Origin of the sequence: Pengzhenrongella phosphoraccumulans (assembly GCF_045689905.1) — a bacterium.
GTDB classification, from domain to species: Bacteria; Actinomycetota; Actinomycetes; order Actinomycetales; family Cellulomonadaceae; genus Pengzhenrongella; species Pengzhenrongella phosphoraccumulans.
Genome location: NZ_CP144210.1, coordinates 604,247 through 620,869, shown reverse-complemented (window position 1 = coordinate 620,869; position 16,623 = coordinate 604,247). Strand labels below are relative to the sequence as shown.

The 16,623-nt window shown below is 71.6% G+C and carries 18 protein-coding genes and 2 pseudogenes; 6 read left to right on the top strand and 14 right to left on the bottom strand.

The window, feature by feature from the left end; translation table 11 throughout:
* Positions 1-28: 28 nt before the first annotated feature.
* Positions 29-1,168: a glycosyltransferase gene (locus tag VTA80_RS03010; protein WP_407343941.1), complete on the bottom strand. Its 1,140-nt coding sequence runs from the start codon at positions 1,166-1,168 to the stop codon at positions 29-31.
* 97 nt (positions 1,169-1,265) lie between these two features.
* On the opposite strand from VTA80_RS03010, the gene VTA80_RS03005 reads away from it, so the two are divergent.
* Complete coding sequence (locus tag VTA80_RS03005) at positions 1,266-2,201, top strand: DMT family transporter (RefSeq protein ID WP_407343940.1); 936 nt, start codon at positions 1,266-1,268, stop codon at positions 2,199-2,201.
* Here VTA80_RS03005 and VTA80_RS03000 read toward each other — a convergent pair.
* The 3 genes and pseudogenes from VTA80_RS03000 to VTA80_RS02990 all read right to left on the bottom strand — a co-directional run.
* Positions 2,155-2,571, bottom strand: a complete 417-nt coding sequence (locus VTA80_RS03000; protein ID WP_407343939.1) for a cupin domain-containing protein — start codon at positions 2,569-2,571, stop codon at positions 2,155-2,157. The two genes, VTA80_RS03005 and VTA80_RS03000, sit on opposite strands and share 47 nt — an antisense overlap.
* 55 nt (positions 2,572-2,626) lie before the next feature.
* Positions 2,627-3,208, bottom strand: coding sequence for a carboxymuconolactone decarboxylase family protein (locus VTA80_RS02995; RefSeq protein WP_407345657.1), 582 nt, complete (start codon positions 3,206-3,208; stop codon positions 2,627-2,629).
* Positions 3,124-3,393 (bottom strand): annotated as a pseudogene (locus VTA80_RS02990) (carboxymuconolactone decarboxylase family protein); the annotation flags it as partial. The pseudogene VTA80_RS02990 and the gene VTA80_RS02995, both read right to left, overlap by 85 nt.
* Before the next feature lie 172 nt (positions 3,394-3,565).
* Here VTA80_RS02990 and VTA80_RS02985 point away from each other — a divergent pair.
* From VTA80_RS02985 to VTA80_RS02975, 3 genes and pseudogenes are all read left to right on the top strand, one after another.
* Complete coding sequence (locus tag VTA80_RS02985; protein WP_407343938.1) at positions 3,566-4,453, top strand: helix-turn-helix transcriptional regulator; 888 nt, start codon at positions 3,566-3,568, stop codon at positions 4,451-4,453.
* 62 nt (positions 4,454-4,515) lie between these two features.
* Positions 4,516-5,532 (top strand): aldo/keto reductase, encoded by a 1,017-nt coding sequence (locus VTA80_RS02980; protein ID WP_407345655.1) that lies wholly within the window; start codon positions 4,516-4,518, stop codon positions 5,530-5,532.
* Positions 5,533-5,711: 179 nt separating this feature from the next.
* Positions 5,712-5,993, top strand: a pseudogene (locus VTA80_RS02975) (hypothetical protein); the annotation flags it as partial.
* A gap of 70 nt (positions 5,994-6,063) precedes the next feature.
* Here the strand turns inward: VTA80_RS02975 and VTA80_RS02970 are convergent.
* From VTA80_RS02970 to map, 7 genes are all read right to left on the bottom strand, one after another.
* Positions 6,064-6,468, bottom strand: coding sequence for a hypothetical protein (locus VTA80_RS02970; protein ID WP_407345853.1), 405 nt, complete (start codon positions 6,466-6,468; stop codon positions 6,064-6,066).
* A gap of 9 nt (positions 6,469-6,477) precedes the next feature.
* Complete coding sequence (locus VTA80_RS02965) at positions 6,478-6,819, bottom strand: hypothetical protein (RefSeq protein WP_407343937.1); 342 nt, start codon at positions 6,817-6,819, stop codon at positions 6,478-6,480.
* A gap of 194 nt (positions 6,820-7,013) precedes the next feature.
* A complete protein-coding gene (locus VTA80_RS02960; protein ID WP_407343936.1) occupies positions 7,014-7,886 on the bottom strand; it encodes an SDR family oxidoreductase in 873 nt (290 codons plus the stop codon).
* A gap of 69 nt (positions 7,887-7,955) precedes the next feature.
* A complete protein-coding gene (locus tag VTA80_RS02955) occupies positions 7,956-8,768 on the bottom strand; it encodes a DUF6191 domain-containing protein (protein WP_407343935.1) in 813 nt (270 codons plus the stop codon).
* Positions 8,769-8,828: 60 nt separating this feature from the next.
* On the bottom strand, positions 8,829-9,599 hold the full coding sequence (locus VTA80_RS02950; RefSeq protein ID WP_407343934.1) for an MBL fold metallo-hydrolase: 771 nt from the start codon (positions 9,597-9,599) through the stop codon (positions 8,829-8,831).
* Between the two features lie 23 nt (positions 9,600-9,622).
* Positions 9,623-10,411: a polyphosphate--glucose phosphotransferase gene (gene ppgK, locus VTA80_RS02945; RefSeq protein ID WP_407343933.1), complete on the bottom strand. Its 789-nt coding sequence runs from the start codon at positions 10,409-10,411 to the stop codon at positions 9,623-9,625.
* Complete coding sequence (gene map, locus VTA80_RS02940) at positions 10,408-11,289, bottom strand: type I methionyl aminopeptidase (protein WP_407343932.1); 882 nt, start codon at positions 11,287-11,289, stop codon at positions 10,408-10,410. The genes ppgK and map overlap by 4 nt, the downstream gene beginning before the upstream one ends.
* 48 nt (positions 11,290-11,337) lie before the next feature.
* On the opposite strand from map, the gene VTA80_RS02935 reads away from it, so the two are divergent.
* Positions 11,338-11,520, top strand: a complete 183-nt coding sequence (locus tag VTA80_RS02935) for an SPOR domain-containing protein (protein WP_407343931.1) — start codon at positions 11,338-11,340, stop codon at positions 11,518-11,520.
* Between the two features lie 55 nt (positions 11,521-11,575).
* Here the strand turns inward: VTA80_RS02935 and VTA80_RS02930 are convergent, their stop codons facing one another.
* The 3 genes from VTA80_RS02930 to VTA80_RS02920 are packed head-to-tail and all read right to left on the bottom strand — an operon-like array spanning position 11,576 to position 15,178.
* On the bottom strand, positions 11,576-12,622 hold the full coding sequence (locus tag VTA80_RS02930; RefSeq protein ID WP_407343930.1) for an endonuclease/exonuclease/phosphatase family protein: 1,047 nt from the start codon (positions 12,620-12,622) through the stop codon (positions 11,576-11,578).
* Positions 12,619-13,479, bottom strand: a complete 861-nt coding sequence (gene panB / locus VTA80_RS02925; protein WP_407343929.1) for a 3-methyl-2-oxobutanoate hydroxymethyltransferase — start codon at positions 13,477-13,479, stop codon at positions 12,619-12,621. The genes VTA80_RS02930 and panB overlap by 4 nt, the downstream gene beginning before the upstream one ends.
* Before the next feature lie 22 nt (positions 13,480-13,501).
* Positions 13,502-15,178 carry an NAD+ synthase gene (locus VTA80_RS02920; RefSeq protein ID WP_407343928.1) on the bottom strand — a complete coding sequence of 559 codons (1,677 nt, stop codon included), beginning with the start codon at positions 15,176-15,178 and terminating at the stop codon, positions 13,502-13,504.
* A gap of 85 nt (positions 15,179-15,263) precedes the next feature.
* Here VTA80_RS02920 and glnA point away from each other — a divergent pair, with 85 nt between their 5' ends.
* A complete protein-coding gene (gene glnA, locus VTA80_RS02915; RefSeq protein WP_407343927.1) occupies positions 15,264-16,601 on the top strand; it encodes a type I glutamate--ammonia ligase in 1,338 nt (445 codons plus the stop codon).
* Positions 16,602-16,623: the final 22 nt, after the last annotated feature.

Below are 16,623 nucleotides of genomic sequence, written 5' to 3'. Positions count from 1 at the left end.
CGTCCGCTTTCCGGTGGCGGCGTGGGTCTCAGTGTCGTCGGGCGGGGAGTTCCTCGAGCAGGGCGAGTGCGTCCTGAGTTGAGGGCATTGCGGCGATCTCCGCCTGGAGGCGTTCGGCGGATTGGCGGTAAGGCTTTTCGGTGAGCGCCGCGGAGGTCGCGGCGAGGACGTCGTCGGGCGTGAGTGTGAGCGCGTCGAGGCCGAGCCCCACGCCGAGCGCACTGCAACGCTCGGCGTTCAGCGGCTGGTCGGCGCCGAACCGGATGCACACCATCGGCAGTCCGTGGGTGAGCGCGCCCAGCACGCTGCCCGAGCCAGCGTGGCTGAGGACCGCGGTGCAGTGCGGAAGCAGCGCGGCCTGTGGCACGTACCGCTCGACGTGCACGCGGCCCGGCTGGGGTCCGAGCTCGGCTGGATCCATGCCACGGCCGACCGTGACGACGACGTCGAGGTCGAGCCCCCGCACGCCGTCGAGGACACGGGAGAACAGGTCGCCGGACTCGGTGTTGAAGATGGTCCCGAGGGTCAGGTAAAGGGTCGGTCGACCGGCGAGCCGCTCGAGAAGGCGTCGTGCGGCCCGGGGTTGACCGAGGGCCTCGGGCCCGAAGTAGTGCGCCCCCGGCCGCAGCGGATCAGAGGGGTCGCGAAACGCGCGGGGGAACGGGCAGAGCACCAGGTCACGGGTCAACATCCCGAGATCAGGGTCGGCAGGAAGCCCGTGGTCGGCGCGCAGCCGGCTCAACGGTTCCGCGACCAGGGCGGGCTTCACGAAGGAGCCCGCTGCAATCACCACGACGCTGGCGTGCGGGATCCCGAGCCGCTCAGCGGCCACGGCAGAGCCGAAGTCCATCTCGTCGCGGACGATCACATCGGGGTGGAAGTCCTCGCACAACGAAAGCAGCTCCGCAGCCCGGACAGTGGCGAGCCGGCCGGCGAAGTAATCCGTGACCACCTGGAACTCCATGGCCAGGTCGACCGGCTGCAGGGGGCGTCGCTGGGGTCGGACGTCGGGACCGCTCGAGACGAACCCCAGTCCGGCCCCGCGCGCGGTCGGACCGAGAGATCTGGCGCCGGTGACGGTGACCACGTGACCCGAGGCCGCGGCCCGCCGCGCCAACGGAAGCATCGGCTGCAGGTGACCTTCCCCGCCGGCAAAGGTGAAGAGCATCCGCACCCGATCCACCTCCGCGTCATTGCACGGCGACGCTCACCATGGCCCCCCCTGGGGCGACGTTGACGATACGCGGCAGCAAGCGCAGAACTGCGTGCGGCTTGGCGTGGTGGTCACGTCGTGGGCGAGCGCGTTCCCAGCGATTCGGGTCGCTGCTCCGGAGCTGGGCGTCGTCGGGCTCTCGTCCGTTCGGCTCGTCGTTGCCGCCGTCGTCCTGCTGAGCCTCGCGCCGGTGGTCCGGGTTCGGTTGCCCGCCCGTCGGGACGTTCCGCTGGTCCTGGCGTGCGGCATTTTCGGCATGGCTTCCTACCAGGTCCTGCTGAACTGGGGCGAGCCGTACGTGCCGGCCGGTACGGCGAGCATCATCGTCGCGGCCGCCCCGCTCGTGAGTGTCGCCATCGCCGCCGGTGTGCTCGGTGAACGCCTGACCCTGGCCAAGTTCGTGGGGAGCTTCGTCGCGATCGCCGGCGTCGCGCTGGTGTCGACGTCCCGATCACAGGTGTCGGTCACCTCGACCATCTGGATCGTCATCGCCGCGGCCGTGGTCCAGGGCGTCTACCACCCTCTGACCAAGCCCTTGCTGCGCCGCTACACGGGCCTCGAGGTGGCCACGTACGCCATGGTCGTCGGGGTGGTCCTGATGATCCCGTTCGTCGGCTTCGCGTGGAGCGACCTGACCGCCGCCAGTCCCGGCGCGTGGTGGGCCGCGGTCTACCTCGGGGTGGTGCCCTCGGCGCTCGGCTTCGTGATGTGGGGCTACACCGTGGCCCGGGTGCCGGTGGCCACCTCGACCTCCCTGCTCTACCTGGTGCCGGCGGTCGCCATCGTGATCGCCTACGTCTGGCTCGGCGAAACCCCGGTCCCGGGCGAGCTCGTCGGCGGCGTCGTCGTGATCATCGGCGTCGCGACCCTCACCCTGGGCGACCGACTCCGGTCGCGGATCCGACGGCCGCAGGAGCCCGACGGCGTCGATGAGCGATGCGTCAGCCTTCTGCCGCAGATGAGTGCTGCGCGTACTCGGCGTCGGTGACGTGCTCGCCCCAGGTCGCGTCGGGCTCGTCGCTGTCGGTGCTCTCCCACATCGCCAGGTGGGACATGAAGTGCGCGGGCGCGGCGCCGTGCCAGTGCCATTGGCCGGGCGGGGTGTGGACAGTCTGGCCCGGCCGCATCTCGATGACCTCACCTCCGCGGGCCTGGACCAGGCCGACGCCGTCAGTGACGTGCAGGGTCTGGCCGGTCGCGTGGCGGTGCCAGGCGGTGCGCGCCCCGGGCGCGAACCGCACGATGTTCACGCGTAGCCGGGAGGGGGTCTCGCCGGCGGCGATGACGTCGAACCAGACGTCGCCGGTGAACCACTGCGCCGGTCCGTGGGTCGAGGGCGTCTTCGGGATGACCTGCATGGTGGATCTTCTTCCGGTGGGGTGCTGCGTGAGTGGGTCGTTCGACGGTGGTGGGTCAGGGGGTGACGAGGATCGGGGCGACGTCGTCTATCGCGCGGAGCCCGTTGAGCGTGCGGGGATAGCCGATGTAGGGCAGCAGCTGGGTCAGGACGTCGATCAGGCGGGCGCGGCCGTTGCCGACGCGCAGGTTCGCGGCGATGTGTCCGGCGACCTGCGGCTCGCATCCGCCCAGGGAGACGAGCATCGCGAAGGTGAGCAGCTCGCGCGTCCGCAGGTCGAGGCCCGTGCGCGTGTAGTGGTCTCCGAAGCAGTTCGCGGACAGGTAGCGCTGGAGGTGCAGCAGGTCCGCGGCGCGGTGGCGTACAGCGCCTCGACGGTGTCGGCTCCGATGATCTGCTGCTGGACCGCCAGGCCCCGCTCGCTGCGCGTGTGGGGCGTCGTTGTCGACTGACCAGGCAGTGGGAGCTCGACCCCGCGCTCGACCAGGACGTCGTTGGTGGCGTGCAAGAAGTCGAAGACCCTGGCCATGCCCACGTAGGGCACCGCCTGGTACACGATCTCCTTGACCTCCACGGGGCCGACCCCCACGGTCAGTGCGGCGCCGAGCATCACCGTGAACTCCCCGAGGGCTCCGCACGCGATCATGGACGCGAGCTGAACCATGAGTCTCGTGCGAGGGTCCAGGTCCCCATGGCGCAGGACCTCGTCGAAGGCGAAGTTGTCGAAGTACTCGATCAGCTCCGGATCGGTCGCTGTGAGGGTCGAGACACGACCGGGGAACAGCTCGTCGTGGTTCGCCTGCGCTTGCTCGCTGATAGCCATGCGTTCGTCTCCTCTTGCCGCCACACCCGCCCGGACCGGTCCGGAGCGGACGTGCTTCGGATCGCCAGGCACGGCCCACTGCACCAGAGTCCGAGTGGCTGAAGAAGTCCCTGCGGATGCAGGTACTGGCAGGGCCTGCCTCTTTGATTGCCCCGGACGTAGCCTCGTGGCCATGAGCACCAACGACGAGGTCCGGGACTTCTTGGCCACCCGACGCGCCAGGATCACCCCGGCCCAGGCCGGGCTCCCGGTCTACGGCACCCACCGGCGGGTCCTCGGGCTGCGCCGCGAAGAGGTCGCCATGCTCGCCGGGGTCAGCGTCGACTACTACACCCGGCTCGAACGCGGCAATCTCGCCGGGGTGTCCGAGAGCGTCCTGGACGCTCTGGCCAGGGCCCTGCAGCTCGACGAGGCCGAGCAGGCCCACCTGTACGACCTGGCCCGTGCGGCGCGAACGACGCCGGCCAGCCGCGCGCGTCGGCGCCCGGCCGCAGCACGCATCCGCCCGAGCGTGCAAGCCATGCTCGACGCCATGGTCGGCGCACCGGCGCTGGTACGCAACGACCGTCTGGACATCCTGGCCACGAACGCTCTCGGCCGGGCCCTGTACTCCGAGCTCTACCGCGACCCGGTCCGGCCGGCCAACCATGCGCGGTTCGCGTTCCTCGACCCTCGGGCCCACGACTTCTGGATCGACTGGGAGCGCGCCGCCGACGACACCGTCGGCATCCTGCGCGCCCAGGCCGGCCACAACCCCTACGACCGGAGCCTGTCGGACCTCGTCGGGGAGCTGTCCACCCGCAGCGAGGAGTTCCGGACCCGCTGGGCCGCGCACAACGTCCGCCTGCACCGCACCGGGAACAAGCTCATCAACCACCCCGTCGTCGGCCTTCTCGAGCTGATGTACGACACCCTGCCGCTACCGGCCGATCCCGGCTTGACGATGCTCGTCTACACCGCCGCGCCGGGCACCACCGCCTCGGACGCACTCCAGCTGCTGGCCAGCTGGGCCGCGACGAATGCCCAGACCGAGGCCGCTGCGGCCGTCGAACGGACCTGACCGCGCGCGGCCGCCCCTAGTCGGAGGGTCACGAAGCCATGCGCACCGCTGAGGAGCACACCATGAACTACCGCCACCTGGGACGGACCGGAGTAGAGGTCAGCCCCCTGTGCCTGGGCACGATGATGTTCGGCGCGTGGGGAAACACCGACGTGGACGATTCGATCCGCGTCATCCACCACGCCCTGGATGCCGGCATCAACTTCGTCGACACCGCGGATGTCTACTCGGACGGCGGGTCCGAGGAGATCGTCGGCAAGGCGTTGAAGGGACGCCGAGACGACGTCGTGCTGGCCACGAAGTTCTTCATGCCGATGGGCAAGGGGCCGAACCGCAGCGGTGGGTCGCGCAAGTGGATCATTCAGGAGGTGGAGGCCTCGCTGCGGCGGCTGGGGACGGACTACCTCGACCTGTATCAGGTGCATCGTCCGAGCGCCCTGATGGACGTCGAGGAGACCCTCGGCGCGCTCACCGACCTGGTGCGCCAGGGCAAGGTCCGCTACATCGGCTCGTCGTCGTACTCCGGCAGCCAGATCGTCGAGGCCCAGGTCGCCTCGCGGGACCGCACCCTGGCCCGGTTCGTCACCGAGCAGCCGCCCTACTCGATCCTCGTGCGGGGGATCGAGCAAGACGTGCTGCCCACGACGCAGCGGCACGGCATGGGGACGCTGACCTACAGCCCGCTGGCCGGCGGCTGGCTCTCGGGCAAGTGGCGCAAGGAGTCGGCGCCGACGCCGACCTCGGCGGCCCGCCCCACGGCGCGCTTCGACATGACGAGTGTCGCCAACCAGCGCAAGCTCGAGGTGGTGGACGCCCTCGCGAAGGTCGCCGACGAGGCCGGGATCACGCTGATCGAGCTCGCGATCGCCTTCGTGATCAACCACCCGGGAGTCACCTCGGCGATCATCGGCCCCCGCACGATGGAGCAGCTCGTCTCTCAGCTCCCCGCGGCCGACGTGACCCTGGCCACCGAGGTGCTGGACCGCATCGACGAGCTCGTCGCCCCGGGGGTCACGATGAATCCCGACGACAACAGCTACGGGGCGAACGAGCTCACGCGATCGGCACGCCGCCGGTAGGAACGAAGTAGGGACTCGGGTCCCTGGTTGCTGCCCGTTCCCGCGGAGAAGGCTCGATCTGTGCGGGGCTCGCGTTGGGCCGGCCGCCCACGGTCGGCGAGACGCGCCCGGCTCCCACAGGGGTTTGCCATCAACCGGGGAGGCAGTGATGAGCGTTCTTCACAGCAGCAGCAGACCCAGTGGCTTTCGCGCCGGTGAGCGGCGCGGATGATCCACTCGCTGCCAGCGCGCAGCATCCCGACGCGGTCGTGACGGCCTGCTACGTGGTGTCCGCGATCTTCTTGCTGCTGCTCCTGCCCGTGGGTGAGGCCATGTCGGCAGGACCGGGCACGGCGTCACCGGGAGGCACGCGTCTCTGCAGCCTGCTGGTCGACCATGGTGATGTCGGCGCCGTGACGGCACTCGTGTTCTGCCTCGGTGGCGTGATGTTCTACCTCTTGCTCTACCGGTCGCGCATCGTCCCCCGTTGGATCGTGCCGTGGGCCAGGCTTGACGCACCGACCGGGTTGGCGCTCCCGCGTCAGCCCGCCGCTACGCGGTCCGCGGCGGCGGGACGCGATGCGTCGTGGCCACCGCGACGAGTCCCCGCAGCTCCGGGTTTTCGAGGTCCGCTGCCGTGCGGATCTTCACGTGCCGCATCACGCGTCCGGTGCCCTCCAGCAGGCCGACGGGCGCCGGCAGCTCAGCACCGTAGTAGAACCCGAGAACCACGTGCTTCGAGTGCGGCGCCAGCCAGATGAATTGCTCGGTCATCTTCTTCGGGCCGATGCCGAAACCGGCGATCCGCTGGTGGGGCCACACCACCTCGACGGTCTGGGGAAGAACGTCGATGACGAGGCGGCGGGCCTGCATCGCCAGCCGGGCGATCAGTTCTGGGCTCGCGGTAAGCATCGCCCGAAACTCCGCGTCGCTCGATGTCACGATGCCCTCCGCCATGCCCCGACTCTACGAGTGCGGTTGGAGTCCCGTCTCGGCCGGGGCAACAGTCCCAGCGACGTGCCGGAACCCAGCTGCCAGGATCGCGTCCGCCCGGTCGAGGTACCGGCTGCGCAGGTAGCGCTCGGTGCTCGTGCCCCAAGCCGTCCCCTGTGGCGCGTCAGGGTCGGAGCCACCTGCCCAGAAGCCCTGGTCCGCGAGGAAGAGCACCTGCGCGAGCGCCTCGCGCTGGTCCTCGTCCGAGTCGCCAGCGGGAGGTGTCCCGGCCGGTGATCGAGACGGCCCCGCCCAGGTCGGGCCGTGGCGTCGGAACGCGTCGACGACGACCCGCAGTGCGCTGACCTGGCTCACGACGCCCCCTGACGTGGACACTGCCCGGCCCGGGCCGTTCGAGCGCGGACCGCTGTGCGGTCGATAGTGCCCCGCCGACACCTGCCTGGGGGCGTTTTGACCGATCTGCACCGGGCGGAATCCGGCGCACCGGGTGATCGGTGCCGTGACAGGCCCCGACCTCACGGGTCAGGGACCGGCCCCGGCAGAACCCGTCAGCCGGTGACCCAGGGCAGCGTCATGCCGGTCACGGCGGACCCGTCGAGGTCGGCGAGCTTCGACGAGACGAACTGCGTCGCACCGGGGGAGGTCTGCGACCGGAACGGCGGGTGAGCTGCTCCCAGCAGCTCGGCGACCTGGCGGCCGACCTCCTCGGCGGACTGGGCGGCCGTCCCGAACTGTGCCCGCGTGCGCTGGAGGTAGGCGCTCAGGGCGGGCGCGTAGGGCCCGGCGGCGGCGAGCGCCTGCTCGGGGTCGATCCCGGCGTTGGCGACGAACTCGCTCGCGACCGCGCCCGGCTCGACGAGACAGACGTCGACCCCGACCGTGCGCGCCACCGGCTGCAGGCTCTCCATGAACCCCTCGACCGCGAACTTCGCCGCGCAGTAGGCCTCGTTGAACGGCTGGCCGACGACCCCGCCCACGCTGCTGATCGTCAGCACCCGCCCGCCCGACGCCCGGAGGTGGGGGAGGGCCGCCTGCGTCAGGCGCACGACGCCGAAGAAGTTGACCTCCATCGCCGCCCGGAACTCGTCCAGCCCCATCAGCTCGGCGGTGCCCAGCTGGGCGGCGCCCGCGTTGTTGACGACCGCGTCGAGGTGCCCGAAGCGCTCGACGACGGCGGCGACCGCGGCCAGGGCGGACGCGTCGCTGGTGACGTCGAGCTGGTCGATCGTGATCTCGACGCCGGCCTCGGCGGCGGCGTGCCGCAGCAGGTCGGCGCGTTCGAGGTTGCGCATCGTGGCGATCGTCGTCCAGCCGGCGCGGGCGCAGGCGATCGCGGTCGCCAGGCCGATCCCGGTCGAGGTGCCGGTGATCAGGACGGTGCGTGCGGCCGCGGCGGGGGTGGAGCCGGACGGAGTCGACATGTCGATCCTTTCGAGCGGGTGGAGGTGCACGCCTGGTCGCGCACGGGGCGGCCTCGCTCCACCGTAGGTCTAGACGGCGGCGGTCCAGAGGTAGACCGAGCGCCCGGACTCGACGGCACCGGTCAGGAGCACGACGATCGCGGTCACGAGCATCAGGGCCGTGGTCGGCGTCAGCCCGAGATCCTCGTCCGTGGCCCACTCGGCGGCGACCTCGGCCGGGAGCTCGGGGTCCTCCGCGGTGCCCAGCTCGACCAGGACCTCCCGCAGGAACGACGGCAGCTCGAGCAGCGACTCGTGATCGAGGTCGACCTCCTCGAGCTCGAGCGGTCCGGTGCCGAACTGGACCCCGCGCGCGGCGATCTCGCCGAGGAGCTCGAGGTCGATGGCGCCCACCCCGGGGAGCTCGAGCGCCGCTGCTCCGGGCTTCGGCTCGCGGCCGGCATCGCGGGCCTCCACCCGGGCCAGGGCGCCGGTGTGATCGGCCACGAACAGCTCGGAACGGACGGTCATGGTGGGGCTCCCCAGAGATGGACGGGATGGATGTCGGCGCGCGACCTGGCGACGCGCGGGCAGTTTATCGGCCACGTGCAGCACGGCGACGCCGGCCTCGAGATCGATGTCGAACGGCGGCGCGGCCGAGCCCGCCTCTCGGACCTCCGTGCGCTGCCGTTCCTGCTCGGCCACGAGGTGCTGGTGGTTCGGCTGGAAGAGCTCGATCAGGTCGCCGAGCATCCCGGAGCCGGCACCCGGGTGCCGGGCGCGCGCCGTCGTGCGCCACCCGGCGCGTGGGGCTCGGCCCGGTCGACCGCTCCAGCGCGCCATCGCCCGGTCGACCGCGACGAGTGCCACCGCCACGCCCGTTGCGACGATCACCCATTCCACGGCTCCAGTATCGATCCGTCCCACCCTGGTCGGCGAGTACGGCGCGACAGCGGCCACGGCTCAGCGGAGGCGGGCGACGTGCTTGGCGTGCTCCTCGGCGAGCCAGGGCGTTTCCAGGCGCGCGTCGTCGCTCGGGCGGCCCGCCTCGAGCGCGTCGAGATACGCGCGGTCCAGCCCGAGGCGCCGCGTCAGCTCGGCGGCGTCGCCGACGTGCCCGTGCCCGGGCACCAGCACCGAGACCCGGTGCTCGTGGGCGGCCGCCTCGAGCGCGTGCAGCCCGGCCCGGTAGTCGGTGACCGGGTCCGTCGCCGCGAGGTCGAGCAGCGGGATCTCCAGGTCGGAGAGCATGTCGCCGGCGAGCAGCACGCCGGCCGCCGGCAGGACGAGGCCCGCGTGCCCCGGGCAGTGCGCCGCATGGGGCACGACGACGGCACGCGGACCGTCCCAGCCGAGCGTGCGGACGCCGTCGGGCAGGGGGGTGAGCTGTCCGATCAGGTCGGGGTCGTGGCCCGGCGCCGCCGCGCCCGACTCCGCGAGGTTGTGCGCCCTGACGGCGTGCGCGTGCGCGGCGCCCGCGGCGGTCGCCCACCGGGGGACCGCCGCCCAGGTGGGGGACCACAGCACGTGGTCCCAGTGCGGATGGGTGGCGAAGCCGGCCGTGACGGACCAGCCGTGGTCAACGATCTCCTCGGCGATCCGCGCGATCTCGGCCACGGTGATCCCGGGGTCGACGACGAGGCACGAGCTGTCCGCGGCCACGACCACCGTGGTGAGCGATGTCCAGATCTCGGCCGTCGCCGTCCACACCCCCGGTGCGACCTGAGTCAGCACCCCGGGCATGGTCGGCGGTCGGGTCAGCGGGTCTCGGTCGCGCGGGCGGCGAGCGCCGCGGCACCGACGATCCCGGCCGCGTTGCGCAGCTGGGCGGGCACGATCGGGGCGCGCAGGTGCAGCAGCGGCAGGAACTTCGCGTGGCTCTTGCTGACCCCGCCGCCCACGACGATGAGGTCGGGCCACAACAGGTCCTCGAGCACGCCGTAGTAGCGCTGCAGGCGCTTGGCCCAGTCCTCCCAGCTCAGCTTCTCGCGATCGCGCGCGCCGTCGGACGCCTGGGACTCGGCATCCAGCCCGTCGATCTCGAGGTGGCCCAGCTCGAGGTTGGGGACCAGGACGCCGTCGACCACCATCGCGGTGCCGATGCCGGTGCCGAGCGTGGTCACGAGCGTGACGCCGCGGGTGCCGCGCGCGGCGCCGTAGACGGACTCGGCGTAGCCGGCCGCGTCGGCGTCGTTGAAGGCCACGACCCGGCGACCGAGGGCCTTGCCGAGCACGGCCTCGATGTTGGTCCCGATCCAGGACGAGTCGACGTTCGCGGCGCTGCGGGCGATCCCGTGCTGGACGACGGCGGGGAACGTCACCCCGACGGGCACGGACGCGGGCAGGTGGAACGACTCGACCACCTTCGCGACGACGGCGGCCACGGCGGCCGGCGTCGAGACGTCGGGGGTCGGGATCCGGACGCGGTCCGCGGCGAACTCGCCGGTGACCAGGTCGACCGGGGCGCCCTTGATGCCGCTCCCGCCGATGTCGATGCCGAACGCGAGGGCGGGGGTGGACTTCTTCGTCCCAGTGGGCTGGCTCATGGCAGGGTCAGGATCTCCGCTCCGGTATCAGTGACGAGCAGGGTGTGCTCGAACTGGGCTGTCAGGGAGCCGTCCGCAGTCAGGACGGTCCAGTCGTCGTCCCACATGATGCACTGCTCCGTGCCCAGCGTCAGCATCGGTTCGATGGTGAACACCATGCCGGGCTCGATCACGGTCGCGTAGTCGGGCGCCGAGTCGTAGTGCGGGATGATCAGGCCGGAGTGGAAGGCCCGCCCGACGCCGTGGCCGGTGTAGTCCCGCACGACGCCGTAGTCGAACCGCCGGGCGTACTTCTCGATCACGCGGCCGAGCACGTTGACCTCGCGGCCCGGCACGACGGCCTTGATCGCGCGGGCGAGCGACTCGCGGGTGCGCTCGATGAGCAGGGCGGCGGGCTCGGAGATCTCCCCGACGCCGAAGGTCGCGCAGTTGTCCCCGTGCACGCCGTCCAGGTAGGCGGTGATGTCGACCTTGACGATGTCGCCGTCGCGCAGCACGGTCGAGTCGGGGATCCCGTGGCAGATGACCTCGTTGACCGAGGTGCACAGCGACTTCGGGAACCCGCGGTAGCCGAGCGTGGACGGGTACGCGCCGTTGTCGAGCATGTACTCGTGGCCGATCCGGTCCAGCTCGTCGGTCGTGACGCCGGGGGCCACCGCCTTGCCGCACTCGACGAGCGCGCGCGCGGCGATGCGGGCCGCGACCCGGATCGCCTCGATCGTCTCGGCGTCGTTGACGTCGCTGCCCCGGATCTCGGTGGGCGAGGCCTTCCCGACGTACTCGGGCCGAGCGATCGAGCTGGGCACCTTGCGGCGGGGGCTGATCACCCCGGGGGTCACGCGTCGGCTTGTTGTGCTCGCAGTCGCCATGGCTGGCATTCTACGGACCACAGACGCCCGGTTCCGGGCGGGGAGTGGAGGTTCGCGATGGCGCAGGGCGACGGGTCCGGCGAGTTCTGGTTCAACATCGTCACGAAGCAGGTCGAGGAGGGGCGCCAGAGCGGTTGGCAGGACGTGATGGGTCCGTACCCGACCCGCGCGGCCGCTGAGCACGCCCTGGAACAGGCGGTCGCGCGCAACAAGGCCTGGGACGCGCAGGACGAGCGCTGAGCCACCGGCTGCGTCGAACCGGCACGTCGAAACCGGCCCCCGTGCGGCACCGCCGCTAGCGCGCCGACAGGTGCGCGACGACGGGCCGATGGTCGCTGCCCGGCAGCACGTCGAGGACGGCGAACGACCGCACGCGCCACGACCGACCGTCGACGAGCACGTGGTCGATCGGCGCGGCGAGCCAGCGCGGCACCGACGAGGGCCAGCTCCCGAGCGCGGCCGCCCCGGCCACCTCGGCCGCATCCACGCACGGGTCGAGGTCCTTGAACGCGGGGTGGTCGAGGGTGGCGTTGAAGTCGCCCGCGACGACGGCGCCGTCGGTTCGCCGACAGGTCGCGGTCGCCCAACCGGTGGTCTGCCGCCAGTACGCCATGGACGCGAGCGTCGTGGGGGCGGTCGTGTGGATCGCGACCAGCGTCGGGCCGGCGCCGGCGCCGTCGACGGGGACGGCGGTGAACGTCCCGCGGCCTGGCGTCGGGGCGCTGTCGATGCGGTACTCGCCGAGCCGGGCAGCCACGAGCATCGCCGTCGAGGAGAGCGGGGACGCGCTGGAGCGCCGGACCAGCACCTGCATCGGCATGCCCGACGTCGCAAGGCGCGCGGCGAGGTCGTCGGCCACGACGCGCGTGGTCTCGGGGAGCATCACGACGTCGGCGCGCGCGGAGCGCACGAGGCTCGCGAGGTCGGACGCTGTGGTGCTGGCGTGCGTGTTGGCGGCGAGCACGACGAGGTCGTCAGGCGCGGCGGGCTCTGCCGGCCCGCCGGCCGACGACGCGTCGTCCGCCCCCGGGGCGTTCGCGTACCCGCGCGACGCGAGCACGCCGACCTGCAGCGCGGCGCCGAGCACCACGACCCCGACCAGTGCGAGCCGCGCGGGCCGGGCCCGGCCCGGCAGGAGGACCAGGAGCGTCGCGAGTGCCGTCAGCCCGAGTGCCGCGACCGCGCGGAACGCGACGGACTGTGCGACGAGCCAGAGCCCGGCCAGGCCGGTGGCACGCGGGAACGCGAGCACGACGGCGAGCGGGACCCCGAGGGCGACGACCCCGCCGACGGCGGTCGCCCGACCGGCCCGCGGCGTGCGCGGGCCAGCGCTCGGGCTCACTCGAGGAACGAGTGCGCCCGATCGGGGAACGTGCGCGCGCGGACCTCGTCGGCGTAGGCGCGGGCTGCGTCGCGCAGCGCCGTTCCGACCTGTCCGAACTGCTTGGAGAAGCTCGGGGCCCAGTCGCCCATCCCCGCCATGTCGAGCCAGACGAGCACCTGCCCGTCGCACTCCACCCCGGCACCGATGCCGATGGTCGGGATCTGCAGGATCTCGGTGACCCTCGCGGCCAGCGGGGCCGGGACCATCTCGAGCACGACGGCGACCGCGCCTGCGTCCTGCAGTGCGATCGCGTCCTCGCACAGGCGCTCGGCGTCTTCGTCGCCGCGACCCTGCACGCGCTTGCCGCCGAGCAGGTTCTCCGACTGCGGGGTGAAGCCGAGGTGCCCGACGACCGGGATGCCGGCGTCAGTGAGCTTGCGGACCTGGGCCGCGACGCGCTTGCCACCCTCGAACTTGACGGCGTGCGCGCCGCCCTCCTTGAGCATGCGGACCGCGGTGTGGAAGGCCTGCTCCGGCGAGGCCTCGTACGACCCGAACGGCAGGTCGGCGACGACGAACGCGCGCTTGCACGCGGCACTGACGGCGCGCACGGCCGGGATGAGCTCGTCCACGGTCACGGGGAGCGTGGAGTCGGCGCCGAGCATGGTGTTGCCGATCGAATCGCCGATGAGCAGCATGTCGATGCCAGCCTCGTCGAAGATGCGAGCGGTGGGGTAGTCGTAGGCCGTGAGCATCGTCAAGCGCTCACCACGCTTCTTGGCCTCGCGCAGGTGGTGCACCCGGAACCGCTTGGGCTGGGGGGTGACGACAGGCTGGGGGGCAGACGCCGGCGAACCGGCGGCGGACTCGATCATGGGTGAAGCTCCTTGTGGGTGCTCACGGCTCGCGCCATAGCGATGTGATGGGAAGCCTACGGTCCCGGCCGAAGGCGAGACCTGTGACCTTCGGGCCGAGGGGGTACTGGCGCCGTTTCCACTCGGCGCGGTCGACGAGCGACAGCACCTTGTCGACGATCGCCGGGTCGAAGCCGCGGGCGAGCAGCTCGGCGCGGCCCTCTGCGTTCTCGACGTACGCGTCCAGGACCTCGTCGAGCAGGTCGTAGGGCGGCAGCGAGTCCTGATCCGTCTGGTCCGGGCGCAGCTCGGCCGACGGCGGCTTGGTGATCGAGCTCTCGGGGATCGGGGGGAGCTCGCCGGCGTCGAGCGCGGCGTTGTTGCGCCACCGGGCCAGGGCCCAGACCCGCGACTTGTCGACGTCCTTGAGCGGCGCGTAGCCGCCGACGGCGTCGCCGTAGATCGTGGAGTAGCCGACGGCGAGCTCGGACTTGTTCCCGGTGGCGAGCACGAGGTGGCCCTCGGCGTTCGACAGGCCCATCAGGATCACGCCGCGCACCCGGGCCTGCAGGTTCTCCGCGGCGACGCCCTCGAGCCCCAGCTGGGCCTCGAACACGTCGACCATCGGCTTGATCGGTTGGATGCGGTAGTCGGCGCCGAGGCGCTTGGCCAGGTCGGCGGCGTCGTCCTTGGAGTGGTCCGACGAGTACCGCGACGGCATCGACACCCCGACGATGTTCTCGCCGCCGATCGCGTCCGCGCTGATCGCCGCGACGAGTGCCGAGTCGATGCCGCCCGACAGGCCGAGCACGACCGAGCGGAAGCCGTTCTTGCGGACGTACCCGGCGAGCCCGGTCTGGACCGCGCGGTAGATCTCCTCGTCGGTCTCGAGCAGCGGGGCGATCTCGGCCCGGGGGCCGGCGGGGTCGGTGGCGTCGGAACCGGTCTCGTCGGCGAGGTCCCACAGGAGCAGGTGCTCGACGAACTGCGGCGCGCGGGCCAGCAGCGTGCCGTCGGCGTCGACCACGAAGGAGCCGCCGTCGAAGACCAGGTCGTCCTGGCCGCCGACCATGTTGACGTAGGCGACCGGTGCGCCCAGCTCGCGGGCACGGCGCGCGGCGAGCTCGGTGCGCAGGTGGCCCTTGCCCTGCTCGAACGGCGAGCCGTTGATCACCACGAGCAGCGCGATCCCGGCGTCGTCCATGGCGGCGACGGGACCGCCGTCCTGCCAGATGTCCTCGCAGATCACCAGGCCGATGCGGCGCGAGCGGACCTCGAGCACGCAGGCCTGCTCGCCGGAGGCGAAGATGCGGAACTCGTCGAACACGCCGTAGTTGGGCAGGTGGTGCTTGTCGTAGCGGGCCTGGACCTGACCGCGGTGGAGCACGACGGCCTGGTTCGTGGGCCGGGCCGGGCTGCCGTCCGGCGCAGCCTGCAGCTGCTCGCCGACGCTCCCGACGATGACGACGATCCCGCCGAGCCCCTCCGCGTCGAGCAGCGCGGCCGTGGCCTGCAGCGCCGTCTCGGCGCCGCGGCGGAACGACGCCCGGAGCGCGAGGTCCTCGATCGGGTAGCCCGTGACGGTCATCTCGGGGAACGCGACGAGGTCCGCGCCGGCCTTCGCCGCGCGGCGGGTCCACTCGAGCACGGCGGCGGTGTTCGCCTCGAGATCACCGACGCAGGTGTCGATCTGAGCCAGCGCGATGCGCACGTTTCCCATGCCCGCGAGCCTAGGCCCGCGCGCGCCCACCCTTTGTTGGCCCGTCTGTCACGAAGCCGAAACATCTATCGGGCAGGATGGTGCCATGGACAGGCAGCAAGAGTTTGTGCTCCGCACCGTCGAGGAGCGGGACATTCGCTTCATTCGTCTCTGGTTCACCGATGTGCTCGGGATTCTCAAGTCCGTGGCCATCGCTCCGGCCGAGCTCGAATCGGCGTTTTCCGAGGGCATCGGGTTCGACGGCAGCTCGATCGAGGGTCTGACGCGGGTGTACGAGGCGGACATGATCGCCAAGCCCGACCCGACGACCTTCCAGATCCTGCCGTGGCGCGGCGAGCGCCAGGGCACCGCGCGGATGTTCTGCGACATCCTCACGCCCGACGGCGAGCCCTCGCTCGCCGACTCGCGCAACGTCCTCAAGCGCGCGCTCGCCAAGGCGAGCGACCAGGGGTTCACCTTCTACACGCACCCCGAGGTCGAGTTCTACCTGTTCGAGGACCCGAAGGACCCGGCTGCCCAGCTCGTGCCCGTCGACCAGGGCGGGTACTTCGACCACGTGCCGCGCGGCACGACCCACGACTTCCGGCGCGCCGCCATCCAGATGCTCGAGTCGATGGGGATCTCCGTCGAGTTCTCGCACCACGAGGCGGGCCCCGGGCAAAACGAGATCGACCTGCGGTACGCCGACGCGCTGACCACGGCCGACAACCTCATGACCTTCCGCACCGTCGTCAAGGAGGTGGCGCTCGAGCAGGGCGTGTTCGCCTCCTTCATGCCGAAGCCGATGGCGGACCACCCCGGTTCCGGGATGCACACCCACCTGTCCCTGTTCGAGGGGGACCGCAACGCGTTCAACGAGGTCGGCGGCCAGTACGAGCTGTCCAAGGTGGCCCGCAGCTTCATCGCCGGCCTGCTCAAGCACGCGCCGGAGATCACCGCGGTGACGAACCAGTACGTGAACTCCTACAAGCGGCTGTGGGGCGGCGCGGAGGCGCCGAGCTACGTCTGCTGGGGCCACAACAACCGGTCCGCGCTGGTGCGCGTGCCGATGTACAAGCCCGGCAAGGGCAACTCGAGCCGCGTGGAGTACCGCGCGCTCGACTCGGCCGCGAACCCGTACCTCGCGTTCGCTGTGCTGCTGGCCGCCGGTCTCAAGGGCATCGAGGAGGGCTACGAGCTCCCCGAGGGTGCCGAGGACGACGTGTGGGAGCTCACCGACTCCGAGCGCCGCGCCCTCGGGATCGAGCCGCTGCCCCAGTCGCTTGACCAGGCGATCGCGGTGATGGAGCGCTCCGAGCTCGTCGCCGAGACGCTCGGTGAGCACGTGTTCGACTTCGTGCTCCGCAACAAGCGCCAGGAGTGGGACGAGTACCGCGGCCAGGTCACCCCGTACGAGCTCCGCCGCTTCCTCCCGATCCTCTAACCCGCCCTCCCCGCCCGCCGAG

What these genes read in the sequence shown, in the direction of transcription:
- VTA80_RS03010 (WP_407343941.1), bottom strand. Translation starts at nt 1,168, where the DNA reads ATGCTCTTCACCTTTGCCGGCGGGGAAGGTCACCTGCAGCCGATGCTT.
- VTA80_RS03000 (WP_407343939.1), bottom strand. Translation starts at nt 2,571, where the DNA reads ATGCAGGTCATCCCGAAGACGCCCTCGACCCACGGACCGGCGCAGTGG.
- VTA80_RS02985 (WP_407343938.1), top strand. Translation starts at nt 3,566, where the DNA reads ATGAGCACCAACGACGAGGTCCGGGACTTCTTGGCCACCCGACGCGCC.
- VTA80_RS02980 (WP_407345655.1), top strand. Translation starts at nt 4,516, where the DNA reads ATGAACTACCGCCACCTGGGACGGACCGGAGTAGAGGTCAGCCCCCTG.
- VTA80_RS02970 (WP_407345853.1), bottom strand. Translation starts at nt 6,468, where the DNA reads ATGGCGGAGGGCATCGTGACATCGAGCGACGCGGAGTTTCGGGCGATG.
- VTA80_RS02960 (WP_407343936.1), bottom strand. Translation starts at nt 7,886, where the DNA reads ATGTCGACTCCGTCCGGCTCCACCCCCGCCGCGGCCGCACGCACCGTC.
- ppgK (WP_407343933.1), bottom strand. Translation starts at nt 10,411, where the DNA reads ATGAGCCAGCCCACTGGGACGAAGAAGTCCACCCCCGCCCTCGCGTTC.
- map (WP_407343932.1), bottom strand. Translation starts at nt 11,289, where the DNA reads ATGCCAGCCATGGCGACTGCGAGCACAACAAGCCGACGCGTGACCCCC.
- VTA80_RS02935 (WP_407343931.1), top strand. Translation starts at nt 11,338, where the DNA reads ATGGCGCAGGGCGACGGGTCCGGCGAGTTCTGGTTCAACATCGTCACG.
- panB (WP_407343929.1), bottom strand. Translation starts at nt 13,479, where the DNA reads ATGATCGAGTCCGCCGCCGGTTCGCCGGCGTCTGCCCCCCAGCCTGTC.
- VTA80_RS02920 (WP_407343928.1), bottom strand. Translation starts at nt 15,178, where the DNA reads ATGGGAAACGTGCGCATCGCGCTGGCTCAGATCGACACCTGCGTCGGT.
- glnA (WP_407343927.1), top strand. Translation starts at nt 15,264, where the DNA reads ATGGACAGGCAGCAAGAGTTTGTGCTCCGCACCGTCGAGGAGCGGGAC.